Annotated in this window: 14 protein-coding genes; 13 read left to right on the forward strand and 1 reads right to left on the reverse strand. The window is 59.7% G+C overall.

The window, feature by feature from the left end:
- The first annotated feature begins 64 nt into the window (after nucleotides 1–64).
- The 3 genes from PH586_RS03980 (at nucleotide 65) to PH586_RS03990 (ending at nucleotide 3,632) form a co-directional block, all read left to right on the forward strand.
- The gene (locus PH586_RS03980) at nucleotides 65–1,378 is read left to right on the forward strand and encodes a PucR family transcriptional regulator (protein WP_271346485.1); all 1,314 of its coding nucleotides are present in this window, start codon (nucleotides 65–67) and stop codon (nucleotides 1,376–1,378) included.
- A gap of 132 nt (nucleotides 1,379–1,510) precedes the next feature.
- Complete coding sequence (locus PH586_RS03985; protein WP_271346486.1) at nucleotides 1,511–2,545, forward strand: hypothetical protein; 1,035 nt, start codon at nucleotides 1,511–1,513, stop codon at nucleotides 2,543–2,545.
- Between the two features lie 91 nt (nucleotides 2,546–2,636).
- Nucleotides 2,637–3,632, forward strand: a complete 996-nt coding sequence (locus PH586_RS03990; protein WP_271346487.1) for a SphA family protein — start codon at nucleotides 2,637–2,639, stop codon at nucleotides 3,630–3,632.
- A 414-nt stretch (nucleotides 3,633–4,046) separates the two neighbouring features.
- Here the strand turns inward: PH586_RS03990 and PH586_RS23640 are convergent, their stop codons facing one another.
- Complete coding sequence (locus PH586_RS23640; protein WP_408636756.1) at nucleotides 4,047–4,415, reverse strand: IS5 family transposase; 369 nt, start codon at nucleotides 4,413–4,415, stop codon at nucleotides 4,047–4,049.
- A 631-nt stretch (nucleotides 4,416–5,046) separates the two neighbouring features.
- On the opposite strand from PH586_RS23640, the gene PH586_RS03995 reads away from it, so the two are divergent.
- The 10 genes from PH586_RS03995 (at nucleotide 5,047) to PH586_RS04040 (ending at nucleotide 12,634) form a co-directional block, all read left to right on the forward strand.
- On the forward strand, nucleotides 5,047–5,322 hold the full coding sequence (locus PH586_RS03995) for a hypothetical protein (protein WP_271346488.1): 276 nt from the start codon (nucleotides 5,047–5,049) through the stop codon (nucleotides 5,320–5,322).
- Nucleotides 5,315–5,611 (forward strand): LasR-specific antiactivator QslA, encoded by a 297-nt coding sequence (locus PH586_RS04000; RefSeq protein ID WP_271346489.1) that lies wholly within the window; start codon nucleotides 5,315–5,317, stop codon nucleotides 5,609–5,611. The genes PH586_RS03995 and PH586_RS04000 overlap by 8 nt, the downstream gene beginning before the upstream one ends.
- Before the next feature lie 314 nt (nucleotides 5,612–5,925).
- Complete coding sequence (locus tag PH586_RS04005; protein ID WP_271346490.1) at nucleotides 5,926–6,438, forward strand: antirestriction protein ArdA; 513 nt, start codon at nucleotides 5,926–5,928, stop codon at nucleotides 6,436–6,438.
- Nucleotides 6,439–7,062: 624 nt separating this feature from the next.
- Nucleotides 7,063–7,344, forward strand: coding sequence for a helix-turn-helix transcriptional regulator (locus tag PH586_RS04010; protein ID WP_271347038.1), 282 nt, complete (start codon nucleotides 7,063–7,065; stop codon nucleotides 7,342–7,344).
- A gap of 14 nt (nucleotides 7,345–7,358) precedes the next feature.
- Nucleotides 7,359–8,201 carry a replication initiator protein A gene (locus tag PH586_RS04015; protein ID WP_271346491.1) on the forward strand — a complete coding sequence of 281 codons (843 nt, stop codon included), beginning with the start codon at nucleotides 7,359–7,361 and terminating at the stop codon, nucleotides 8,199–8,201.
- 229 nt (nucleotides 8,202–8,430) lie between these two features.
- On the forward strand, nucleotides 8,431–9,069 hold the full coding sequence (gene parA, locus PH586_RS04020) for a ParA family partition ATPase (protein WP_271346493.1): 639 nt from the start codon (nucleotides 8,431–8,433) through the stop codon (nucleotides 9,067–9,069).
- Nucleotides 9,066–9,308 carry a hypothetical protein gene (locus tag PH586_RS04025; protein ID WP_271346495.1) on the forward strand — a complete coding sequence of 81 codons (243 nt, stop codon included), beginning with the start codon at nucleotides 9,066–9,068 and terminating at the stop codon, nucleotides 9,306–9,308. Before parA ends, PH586_RS04025 begins: the two co-directional genes overlap by 4 nt.
- Before the next feature lie 62 nt (nucleotides 9,309–9,370).
- Nucleotides 9,371–9,829: a DUF2840 domain-containing protein gene (locus tag PH586_RS04030; RefSeq protein WP_271347039.1), complete on the forward strand. Its 459-nt coding sequence runs from the start codon at nucleotides 9,371–9,373 to the stop codon at nucleotides 9,827–9,829.
- Nucleotides 9,826–10,353: a S26 family signal peptidase gene (locus PH586_RS04035; protein ID WP_271346496.1), complete on the forward strand. Its 528-nt coding sequence runs from the start codon at nucleotides 9,826–9,828 to the stop codon at nucleotides 10,351–10,353. The genes PH586_RS04030 and PH586_RS04035 overlap by 4 nt, the downstream gene beginning before the upstream one ends.
- Nucleotides 10,354–10,693: 340 nt before the next feature.
- A complete protein-coding gene (locus PH586_RS04040) occupies nucleotides 10,694–12,634 on the forward strand; it encodes a relaxase/mobilization nuclease and DUF3363 domain-containing protein (protein ID WP_271346497.1) in 1,941 nt (646 codons plus the stop codon).
- The last annotated feature ends 15 nt before the right edge of the window (nucleotides 12,635–12,649 follow it).

Raw genomic sequence — 12,649 nt, forward strand, 5'->3', positions numbered from 1 at the left:
CTACCTCGGCAAGGATAGCTGAGCGCTTTGTGTGGTCCTTTTTTCAATGTATGAGGAGTGCCGTTTGACCTCTGACCTTTATCTTCACCTGCACCCCAAAGGCTCCGTCGAGGACGTTTTTTCCAACGCTATGATCGGGCAGCAACAACTCAAGAACGCAGTGCTGGAGGTGGGGGAAGGTGCGGTGGCCTGGGCACTCGAGGAGGCTGCCAATTCTCTGGAGCGCCTGCAGGGCGAATTCCAAACGGTGCCCGACCTGCCCACTCCAGAAATACGCCTTAATCTGGAGACACTGATCCTCGACATATTGATGAGTTCGCTGTCCAAAACCAGTGAACACCAGACGCTCAAGCTCATCCCTTCGATGGCCCGGCAAGCGGCACGCCGCGAAGTCCCGTTCAGCAGCATCGTCAAGAACATGCGAGCCAACCAGATCATCTGGGTTAATAATTTTTTTACAGCTTCAGCGTCTCTGACCATGACGCCATCGACTATCCAGCGCTTGGTCACACGTGGCGCAGGGGTAGTAGATGAGCTCATCGAGCATTTCGTGATCTGCTATCTGGACGAACGCCAGGTGCTCATGGAAAGTCAGATCGCCAGACGGCGCGCACTGGTGGAAAAGCTGGTCGGAAATGAGGTCACGCTGGGGCCGCTTGATCTCAAGCAAATCAAGGATGATCATGGCCTGGACCTGCAGCATCATCATATCGGCATTATGGTTTCCGACATCAATGCCAAGCACAGTGCAGACCTGGGCAAATTACAGCGTAACTTGCAAGACGCCATTGCCGGCGACACGGCGCTGGTGGTGTCTTCCACTCAGCATGTGACCTGGGCATGGGTCAGTACCCTAAACGCACCCACTACGGCACAGATCAAGCGGCTTGAGGAAACACTGGCGCACTTGAGTGGCGCCCGTTGTGCGCTGGGCGAGCCGGCAAAGGGCCCGGCAGGTTTCAGACGCACCCACCTTCAAGCACGGGACGTCAGCAATGCCGCAACTCCCTCCTCCATCAGGGGCATCATGCGCTGGGCTGATCATGTGCTGACCATCCTGCTCGGCCAGGATCTGGAGAAAGCCGCCTGGTACGTGGACTCAGTTCTGGGCCCGCTTGCATACACCTCCGAGAAATCCAGTGGCTACCGGCAGACGCTCGGTGCGTACCTGCAATCGGGCAATAGCTTGCTGCACGGCGCTGAGATACTAGGCATCCATCGAAATACGCTGGTCTATCGACTGCAACAGATCGAGGTGTTGCTCGACTACCCCATCAAGGAACGAGAGCTCGAAATCCGCTGCGCCCTGCACCTTGTCGCGCACTTTGAACAGCGCGTATTAAAAGCCGAGGCGGGCCAGCCTGCGACCAGCGTTTAATAATCGCTGCTCCGGCACTGGGCGCAGGCCTGGTACCCAAGTACGAAAAAAGCTTAAGAAACTGTCCCCGGGGACCGAAGATTAACTCGCTCAGACCTCTTATTGTTGAGTACATGCGCTATGCAGCCCGCTATGGCTGCCAGCCTTTATAAATACAAAAGAGTATTCGCCATGGCACGTCACTGGATTGCAAAGCGCATCAACCAGCTCGACCCTACCCTTGATTACGACGAAATCTGGAAGTTGGCCACCGCCTACCGGCCGACCGACTTCATCATGAATCTCATATATGCCGTCACCTTCCCGCACTTTTTTGTCCGAAGGCTCGACGCGCTTCCCCTATTTGACGGCGGCACCGGAAAAATTCTGAGCAAGCCGGATGCACGCTCCGACGACACCTCCTGGAAAATGCAGGTGTGGTGGCATTACGGCTCAGAGCATGAGAAAACTCGACAGAACGTCGAGTCCATCAACCGTATACATGAACACTACGCCAAGTCTTACCCCGACAGCTTCGAACGCAATGGCACTTACATCTACACCTTGTGCTATGAAGCCGCCGGCATGCACCGACTGATGCTACGCGTGGGGCTAAAAGGCATTTCCGAGAAAGAGAAAGTCGCGGCGGTTCACTACTGGGCGAACATGGCCACTATTTTTCGCAATGCGACGTCTGGCGCCGCATTGACAGGCTTTCCGGACACATTCGAAGGCATCATGGACTTCATGGACACTTGGGAAAGTGAGGTGGTTCCTAAACATGAAATGGGCATGCCAGCGGCCAATGCAATTATCCAGCAATTCGCCGACAAGTACTTCCATTCCCTATTACACCCCCTCGTCTTTAAATGGATCATCAGCCTGTACCCAGACCATTTGATTGGCGCTTACGACTTGATGCGCCCGGGCAAGTTAACAGTGAAGGCATTACGGCTTTTGACCGCGTGCTTTCTGTGGGCTGGTGAGCATATCGCCCCCGACCCTACGGACACCTTCACTGAACGAAGAAAAGCGGCCAGTCGGCCTACCAGCATTACCCCAACAGCCTCGAGCCGTCGTGACTCTGCGCCTGACGACATCCCATTATCGGGTTGCCCGCACCTGCGCCAACAACAACGACTGAAGGCCGCAGGTAGCGAACTGAAGGAGGACCAGAATCCCCAATAACGGTGACACCTATCGATTTTATCCGTTGTCCTGTTACACCCATGCAGTGCAATGTTCTTGCTGCTCACAATACTAACAATAGAGCTACATCATGAAGATAAAACAGACCGTATTGTATTCGCTGCTGGCCCTTTCAGCCCAGTGCGCAAACACCCTCGCCGCCGACGGGCCACCTCCGCCTGGCGTCGCCGAACCCTCAGGCATCAACCTAGGGGGCACTAGCTTTTACGATGGCTTCGCCGGCCTTCCCGGCTATTCGTACCAAAGCTACCTACGCTACAGCAGTGCGACGTCAATACGCGACGACTCAGGAAGCAAAGTCAGCGCCTTTGACGACCCGAAAATCACCGCCACGCAGTGGATTAACCAAATCACCTATTACAGCCCCGACTCGATTGGCGCAGGCGCACACCTGGGCTGGAGCCTGCTTCTGCCCGTCGTCGCACTGGATGGTACTTTCGGAGCGAATGGGCCCGCACTCAAAGACAACGCGACGGGTCTTGGCGACATCACCGCGGGGCCCTTGATCCAGTTCGATCCGATTGTCGATGCCCATGGCAGGCCTGTGTTCGTCCAGCGCCTTTCGCTGGACTTTTTGCTGCCCACTGGCAAATACGATGAGCACAAGGACATCAACGCCAGCTCCAACTTCGTCTCCGCCAACCCTTACTGGGCGGCCACTTGGATGCCGGCACCTCGCTGGGAAATGAGCTGGCGGTGGCACTACCTGTACAACTTCAAAAACAATGATCCGGCCAGCAGCTCTGCGCAGGTCTATCAAGGCCGACTCGTTGATGACACTCAGGCAGGGCAGGCAACCTGGCTCAACTTTACAGCCTCCTATGAAATATTCCCCAACATTTCTGCTGGTCTTAACGGGTATTACTTCAGACAACTGACAGACGACAAAGTCAACGGGAGCCGCCTGGAGGACTCGCGCGAAAAAGTGCTGGGCCTGGGCCCGGGTCTGTTTTGGAAAATTCGCGACGGCGACGGCTTGTGGTTAAACGTCTACAAAGAATCGGACGTAGAGAACCGCGCGAAAAACGACTTTCTAGTCCAGCTCAGGGTCGCGTTTCACCTATAATCGCCCGGCACCATTCCCGGTTCGAATCTGGATGCTGTTGTAGTGCTTCAGATCTTCAGGAAGCAGGATACGAGCATTAGTATTCAGATACCGGGGCGAGGCCACCGCCACCCACCGCAATTCCTGACTGAGCCGCACCGCAAAATAACCCTAGGGGATCTTAAATACCCTGCCGCATGCCTGTGTGCGGCGGGGCCTACTGCCTCTTACATCGAGACACTGCTGCTAAGCTTAATCACAACTGCTGATGCAAAATCAGCATTCCACTCTGGGTCAATTTTCAATCGGCAGGGTGGAGCAGTGTGAAGCCCTCGATCAGTGCTTGGGCTTGACCGTACTCTGAGGCCTGCCCGGGCGTCAGCAGCAAGCGCACCGGATTTCCAAGGGCATCCACTGCAGCGTGGATCTTGGTGCTCAGCCCGCCTCGGGACTTGCCCATGGCCTCGGCGTCATAATCGGTTTTTTTGCCGCGCCATGCTGATGAACCCGTACGATGCTGCCATCTACCATCAGGTGCTCTACGTCTGCGTCAGCCGCAAGCGACGTCATGACCTGTAACCAAACACCCTTGCGCGGCCAGCGGCTATACCGCACATAAACGCGATGCCAGTGGCCATAGGCTTCAGGGAGATCACGCCAGGGCGAGCCGGTTCGAGCAATCCAGAGCACCGCCTCGATAAACCGTCGGTTATCTCGGGCCGTTACGCCTCGGTCGCTGGGTTTACCCGGCAACAGCTCCTTGATCCGCTCCCACTGATCATCATGCAGCCAATAGCGGCACATCTGTTACCCCAAAAAGCGGCGAGAGTAATGGACGACGCTACTGACAGTAAATGAGAACGCGCCCTAGTATTGCAGCCCAGCAACGCTCACTGCGGATAGAGCGCTTCGATGATGGCTTACATACGCTCGAGCATTCGCCTGGCCGCGGTTTGCAAGGCCTCGTCTTTGCGTTTCAGCTGCTCGAAGGCCATGGCCGTATTTGAATAGGCCTCACTACCCATCACATAGTTCTCATATGTCGATGTCCCAAGGTACAACTACGCCCCAACAGGTTGCCATCCTGAAACCCTCAGGCTAGAGTGCGTCCGTCGTGGTCAATCCCACGGCCGGGTGTGACAACCTGAACCGTTCGAGGCGCGGTAGCGCCATAGCTTAGGCTGCCAGCACTTCATGTGCATGGTTGCTTAACTTCTATGGTGGGCCGTGTGGGGCAGGCTTTTGCCTGGCCGGTTCCCTCGGACGCCGGTTTGTCACCCCCGCACGGTCCGCCACCCATATCCGCGTGACAACGGCGGGTGACGGCTCCTTAATCGTCTGAGGAGCATAAGGAAAATGCGCTACCCCTTTTTTACCCAAGAGCTCCGCCTTGGTCTTCTGGTTTTGTCGTTCACTTCCACTCTGGAGGTGCGCCATGGCTGAGTTCGAAACCTGCGTTGTCCCTTTTCCACGGCGGCCAAGTCCGCTGCACGAATCCGAGCCCTCTCCTCTTCCGGTCGAAGCTGCAGCCGAGTTGCGTGCGACTATGCTCGGCGACTTACTCGATCAGATGTCTGGGCAGGATGGCTTCCAGCCGGAGAATCTGCGGCTGCGCGTCGCGACCTATGCCGCCCAGGATCTGCTCGACGAAATGGTTGTGCTGTACCGGCGCGCGCTGTCCGAAGCGCGAGGAGGTGTCAGCCATGACTAAAGGCATCATGACCTTGCTGCCCCCGCACGATGGTCATCCTGGCATGGAGATCACCTGGGCGGCGGATTGTCGACAGGCCTTCAACCAAGGTGTGAGCTTCGCCCAGACCTGGCTCGACAATGCCCGTAGCGGCTGGCTTTGGGCCGCTATGATTGCCGAGCGCGATCTATTGCCTTGCGCCATAGAGAGACGGGCTTTCGAAGTCGGCTTCCTCAGCCGCATCCATCAGCGCTTATGCTCGCCACAGTGGTGCGGCGAGTTAATTAAGGATGCGGCGTTAAGCCTATGAGCCTGCATTGCCGGCTCACTCGTTGCTGATGCGCTTACTGCGCGCATCGTTTCCATATGGGCCCAGCAGGTCGATGCATCGACCTGCTGGGCGGGCTGCCGCCGCACGGTGTGTGACGCTTCACCATTCCAAGAGCAGGGGTTCTTGCCCCCTCAAAATCAAGATAAATAGACGGTTTCCTCCCGGCCGCTGCGCTGGGTGGAGCCTCCGCGATTTTTCTTGATTTTTTCACGACGGCCTTAGTCGCCCTAGTCGGCAGGGGGTCATGCGCGATGCAAAGCGCAGAACCCTGACGACGAAAGGAGCCGAAGACTATGAGCCAAGCAATCAGAATCTACGTAGCCGATCTTGCCGCCTATAACGCGGGCCATCTGCATGGCGAATGGATCGATGCGACCCTGGACACCGACGACATTCAGACGCAGCTCAACGCCATGCTGGCCAGCTCCCCTGTTGATGACGCAGAGGAGTACGCCATCCACGATTACGAAGGCTTCGGCGGTTACAGCCTAGGCGAGTACGAAGGCATTCAATCCGCTCACGAGATCGCCTGTTTTATCGAGGAGTTCCCGGACTTCGGCGGCGCACTGCTCGCCCACTTCAACGACCTTGATGAAGCCCGCCAAGCGGCGGATGAGTGCTATTGCGGTTGCCATGTATCGCTGGCCGACTACGCACAAGAACTGACCGAGGAAACCAGCACTATTCCCCAGCACCTGGCTCAATACATCGATTATCGCGCCATGGCCCGCGACATGGAGTACAACGGCGACGTGTTCACCATCGAGACCGGCTTCGAGCAAGTGCACGTTTTCTGGAACAGGTAAGGGGAACGAAGAGCACCGGGTTTACCCCTGGTGCTCTTGTTTTTTGCGCCCCTGCCCTGCGGCACCCGCGCGCCCCACCCATAACCTGATCCTCTGCCGCTGATGGCCAGGAGATCAGCTGCTGTCATCACATCCGCCACATGGGCAGGCAGCTTGCGGACTCAATCCGAGCATTCGGACATTTACGGCATCACGTATCCGCACAGATGCGCTAATCCGCTTTCACGGATCTACGGATTTGTGGGAATCCTGATTTGCGCTTCTACGGTTTTACAGAAAAGTGGGCAAGCGTATTGCCGGCTTTGCACCAATGCGTAAAGCCGCAGAGCCGCAGGATTGGCGATGTTTCAGCACAGCAAATACCTTCCGGTCATTGCCGTTCGTATCGCGCCTGAGCGTACTCAGTCAGAGATTAGACTCAGTACGCATCAATCCAGGCTCTGCTCACCCCCACCTTCGCTTTGACACAACCCGGCATGATCGAGCGCGACGACTGCCACATGGTGCACCTCCCAACGCAACGGAGGACTCACCATGTCGCATACACCCGAGTTGTACAGGCAACCTCGCCTCGTCGATCTGGACTCGCCCCATCACCGCAAGGCCGGCCCGACATCACACGCAATGAACCCGTCAGCGCGCGAGAACGCAGGAGAAACCCAGAAGCCCGCCCCCTCCCCTCGCTACCTGACCAACGACGAAGCTGCGGACTTCCTGCGCCTATCGCCGCGAACGCTGGAGAAGCAGCGGGTGATCGGCGGCGGGCCGCGTTTTCGCAAGTTCGGCCGGCGGGTAATGTACGCCTTGGCCGACCTCGAGACCTGGGCCGATGCGCGCAGCTTTGAGACCACCTTCGATCCCGAGTACCTCGAGCGCCACCAGGGAGCGAACCGCCATGATCAGTGAAGCCGTCTCTGCCCATGAGCCTCAGCAAGCGCATACAGCAGGCGCAGAGCGAACAGCTGGATCTATTCCGTGCCCTACCGGGCGACATGGCGCCACGCGACGCCCAGGACCTGATGGCGCATCCGTTCTTCTCGCTGGCGAAATCGCGCCGCAGCGTGCCGATCGACTTCCGCTCTGGCGGGGTAACGGTGAGGGTCGAGGGCACGCGGGAACATGGCATCGCCACTATCTGGGACGCCGACATCCTGATCTGGGCAGCCAGCCAGATCGTCGAAGCACAAGACGCGGGGATTGCTACCTCTCGGCTGATGCGGGCAACGCCCTACGAGATCCTGCGCTTCATCGGTCGTGGCACCTCGCTGCGCGACTACCAGCGTCTGAAAGCCGCCCTGGATCGCCTGCAGTCCACCAGCGTGGCCACCTCGATTCGCGAAACCACGGGCCGACGGCTGCACCGTTTCTCCTGGATCAACGAATGGAGGGAGCTCGCCGCAGCGGATGGCAGGCCATTGGGTATCGAGCTGATCCTGCCCGATTGGTTTTACAGCGGAGTGATAGACCAGGCTCTGGTGCTGACCATAGACCCCGGTTACTTCCGCCTCACCGGCGGCATCGAGCGCTGGCTATACCGCCTGGTACGCAAGCACGGCGGTCGCCAGGAGGATGGCTGGCAGTTCGACTTCCGGCACCTGTACCGCAAATCAGGCAGCGTCGCGCGCTATTCGGACTTCGCCTTCGACCTGCGGGCGCTGGTGGTTCGCCAGCCGTTACCCGGGTACCTGTTGAAGATCGAACGCATCCCGCCCTCGACCGAGTTGCTGGCATTTCGGCCCGTGCCGTACACGGCACGGGGATAACCTGCGCAAAAGCTGTGAATTCACTCGTGCTATCAGGCGCAAGCAGGCTCGTGCTATCAGGAGTACGACTCTCGTGCTATCAGGCGCACGAACGCCTCTGCAGGCCACGACTGGTGCGGCTTTCAGCCTCTCTTAACTTAACTAACTTAAAAGCTCTAACTTGTTATTGGGGCAGCCCCCTTCTGTGGACAGGTGCTACGCGACAGCATTTTGCCTGGAGGACCAGGCCATGATCGTCGCCCTGCTTAACCAGAAAGGCGGGGTCGGCAAGACCACCCTCGCCACCCATATCGCCGGTGAACTGGTCCTTCGCGGTCAGACCGTGATCCTGCTCGATGCCGACCCGCAGGGCTCGTCGCTGGACTGGACGCAACGGCGCAGCCAGCAGGGGCTGCCCAGGCTGTTCAGCGCCGTCGGCCTGGCGCGCGAGACCCTACACCAGGAAGCACCAGAGCTGGCCAAACAGGCCGACCACGTAATCATCGACGGCCCACCACGCATCGCCGCCCTTGCACGCTCGGCGCTACTGGCAGCGGATCGCGTGTTGATACCGGTGCAGCCCAGCCCTTACGACCTGTGGGCCAGCGCAGAGATGGTCAACCTGATCCGCGAGGCGCAGGTGTTCAGGCCGTCACTGCGCGCCGCCTTCGCCATCAACCGTCGAGTCAGCACCACAGTGATTGGCCGTGAGGCCCGCAGCGCCCTCGCCGACCAACCGCTGCCCGCCCTGCAGGCGGAGGTGCGCCAGCGCATTGTCTTCGCCGAGAGCGTTGCCGCTGGGCGACTGGCACGCGAACTGGCCCCCGACAGCGCCGCCGCGCGCGAGATCAGCAGCCTCGTCGACGAGCTGTTGAGGTGGACCACATGAGTGCTAAGCGCATCGGCATAGGCGCGCGGCCACTGGCCGATCCGCAGGCCGAAACCTGGATACGCCAGGGTACCGCCAGCGACACCAGCAAGAGCGTCCGCTTTACGGCTCGACTTACCCTCGACATCACGCCCGCGCTACGCGCACGCATCAAGGTCGCCGCCTTCAGCCGGGGCATCACCGTGGCCGAGATGTTGCGCGAGTTGCTGGAGCAACAGTTCCCGGAGGCCACGCCATGACCAGTAATACCCAGGCTCTGGCGGAGCAATCGCCACCTGTACTGACTGAGTGCGCGCACGTCATACCGCTGACGCGCGTCTTGCTGGCTTACGTGGAGGAACGCTTCAACCTCTACCTGCGCTTCGGTCACCCAGCGCAAATCCGCCGGCAAAATCACAGGAGGAGCATTGCGCTGTTCGCGCCAGCCACCTTGTTCTGCCGTATTCGCTGGGAGGCAAACGACTACGGAACGACTCGCTGGCAGTTGTTGGTGCTGCAGGCCGGGACGCTACACGAGCCGATGCAACGCATCGCTGGCATCTGGCCCGGTGCGAGTGTCCTGTTGCAAGCAGATGGCGACAATCAGGTACGCGCCGTACTCACGCAGATAGATGCTATCGAGGCGCTCGGGCTCGACCCAACACAAGTGTCCCCAAGCTACTGGCGGACGTTGGGCAACCGCCTACGCGCCCGCATGCCACTGCCCGCATATACGTGCGATAGGCATGTCGCCTGGATTGCGGGGAGTGCGCTGCATTGACGACTCGCATTCACTTCAACTGGCTGCCGTTACTACTGGTCGCTGGCAGTTTGGCTGCACTGGCCTGGTCGGCGTTTGGTACACCGTTACAGTGGATCATCTACAACGGCTCCGACAGCGTGCCGATGGGCTGGTACCGCATCACGCTGACCGGCTCACCGGCAGTCGGCAATATCGTGCTCACTCGGCTTCCGCCGGCTGCCGCGACGCTGGCTGCACAGCGCAGCTACCTGCCGACACACATCCCACTGCTCAAGACAGTCTTCGCCATCGCGCCACAGCGCGTGTGCATAAGGGGGAAGCACGTGTTGGTCGACGACCAAGTCGTAGCCGAACTGCTAGCGCATGACCAACTCGGACGCCCACTACCCGCCTGGCAGGGATGTCGTCCCCTCGCAGGAGATGAGCTGTTCCTACTCAGCGTCGACAATCCGGAGTCGTTCGACAGCCGTTACTTCGGGCCTATCTCCGCCGCCACGGTGATCGGTCGGGTGCAGCCGCTGTGGTTAGAGACGCGTCCATGACCTTGCCTCCCTTGCGACAACCTGCCTGCCGAGCGCACGTGATCGGCTTGCGAGATCGCGCGCCGCCACCGTGCAGACGGCTCTCCCCTTGCCCGCCGGCTCGGGCATCACCTGAGCAACCCGAACACACCTCTCAGGGACGCCAAAGCCTGGATAAAGCGGAGGGCAAGATAAAAGGGCGCAGCACTTCGTGGCGCTTGAAGGCAGTCTGCACAGGGGGTGGAGGCGGCACAAACCCGGCCTCGGCTGGGTGCCGTGCAGTGCCGCTTGCCAGCATCAAGCCTGGCAGAAACGCGTGCCTGGCACGCTGCAGTGCGATCACGTTGGAGGGGTAATTAGGATGACCAAGGAGCGAGACCACGATGGCGAACAGCGCTTCCGCCCCCGACCGGGGGCACCGAAACAGCGCGATCAGACCTTCATCAACCAGGTGCTGCGCCAGGCCAACAAGGCTGGTACCGGTAAGACGCGCAAGGCAGGACATCAACCCGGCCCACGCCTCGGCCGCGGCCATGTCGCCGCACGCTTCAGTGCGCAACAGGTATCGCCCAATTCGCGCCGGGTGACCATCAAGACCCGCCTGGTGAACCTGCGTCAGGCCGGCAAACGCTCGACCCTCAGCCACCTACGCTACATTGAGCGCGACGGCGTAAGTCGCGAAGGCAACCCCGGCAAAGCCTACGGCCCACAGACAGATCAGGTCGATGTAGAAGCTTTCGAGAAGCGCGGCCGGGAGGATCGCCACCAGTTCCGTTTCATCGTCTCACCCGAGGATGCCGAGCAACTCGATGATCTACGCACCTACACCCGCCACCTGATGAGCCGCATGGAGGCCGATCTGGGCACCCGCCTTGACTGGGTGGCGGTCGATCACTGGAACACCGATAACCCGCACACTCACATCGTCCTGCGCGGCAAGGACGAGACGGGCAAGGATCTGATTATTGCCCGTGACTACATCGCCGAGGGCATGCGCAATCGTGCCGCGGAATTGGCAACAGAATGGCTCGGACCACGCACCGACCTGGAGATCCAGCGCAGCCTGCAGCACGAGGTGCAGCAAGAACGCTGGACGAGCCTGGATCGCGCCTTATTACGCGAGCGCCAGGCCAATCTAGTGCGCCTTGACAGCCTGACCGGCCACCCACGCAGGCAACTGTTGATCGGACGTTTACAGCACTTGCAGAAGATGGGGCTTGCAGTCGAGGATCGACCTGGCCAGTGGATGATCGGTCGCGATATAGAGTCTACGTTGAGAGCCATGGGCGAACGCGGCGATATCGTGCGAACGATGCAGCGCGCCATGGGGGGCGTACAGCGTGACATCGCGATCTTCGAGCCGAGCACTGGTAGCGACGTTGTAGTTGGCCAGGTGGTAGCAAAAGGGCTGGCGGACGAACTGCACGACAAGGGCTATTTGGTGGTGGACGGGATCGACGGCAAGGCCCACTACCTCGCCTTGCCCGCACGCATGGAACTGGTCACCTTCCCGCTCGGCGCGGTGGTCGAGGCTCGAGGCTCATTCGTGCCGCGTGCAATAGACCGCAGCATTGCCGCACAGGCAGTCGCAGGCCTGTATCGCAGCGATCGTCACCTTGCAGTAGCCAAGAGCCTAGGTCGTGACACACAGGCTCTGGTCGAATCGCATGTGCGGCGTCTGGAGGCCTTGCGTCGGGCCGGGGTTGTCGAACGGGTTGCCGAGGGCGTCTGGCGAGTGCCAGCCGATTTGCCCGAGCAAGGTCGTCTGTACGACGCCCGCCGACTTGGCGACGTGTCCGTTAATCTCCGTACGCCCCTATCCATCGAGCGGCAGATCCGCGTTATGGGGGCAACGTGGTTGGATCAGCAACTGATTGACGGCGGTAAGGATTTGTCGGGCAAGGGCTTTGGCGCGCAGGTGCGCGAAGCACTGCGTCAACGTGCAGATTACCTGGTGGATCAGGGCTTGGCCGAACGTAAAGGCGCGCGTGTCTTACTTGCTCGAAACTTGCTGGCGACACTGCGTGGGCGCGAGCTATCGGCCACCGCTCAGGACATCATGGCGAATACGGGTATGCAGTACCGCCCGGCGTTAGACGGCGAACGTGTCAGCGGGATTTATCGACGCAGCGTGCAGTTGGCCAGCGGCCGTTTCGCCCTACTCGACGACGGTCTCGGCTTCAGCCTCGTGCCCTGGAAACCCGTGATCGAGACGAAGCTCGGGCAGAGCATTTCTGCAGTCGTGCAGGGCAATGGCGTGTCGTGGCAGTTGGGCCGGCAACGCGGGCCGGCGATCGGCTGAACGATGGTGCTGCGC

This window comes from Pseudomonas aestuarii, assembly GCF_027988105.1.
Taxonomy (GTDB): Bacteria; Pseudomonadota; Gammaproteobacteria; order Pseudomonadales; family Pseudomonadaceae; genus Aquipseudomonas; species Aquipseudomonas aestuarii.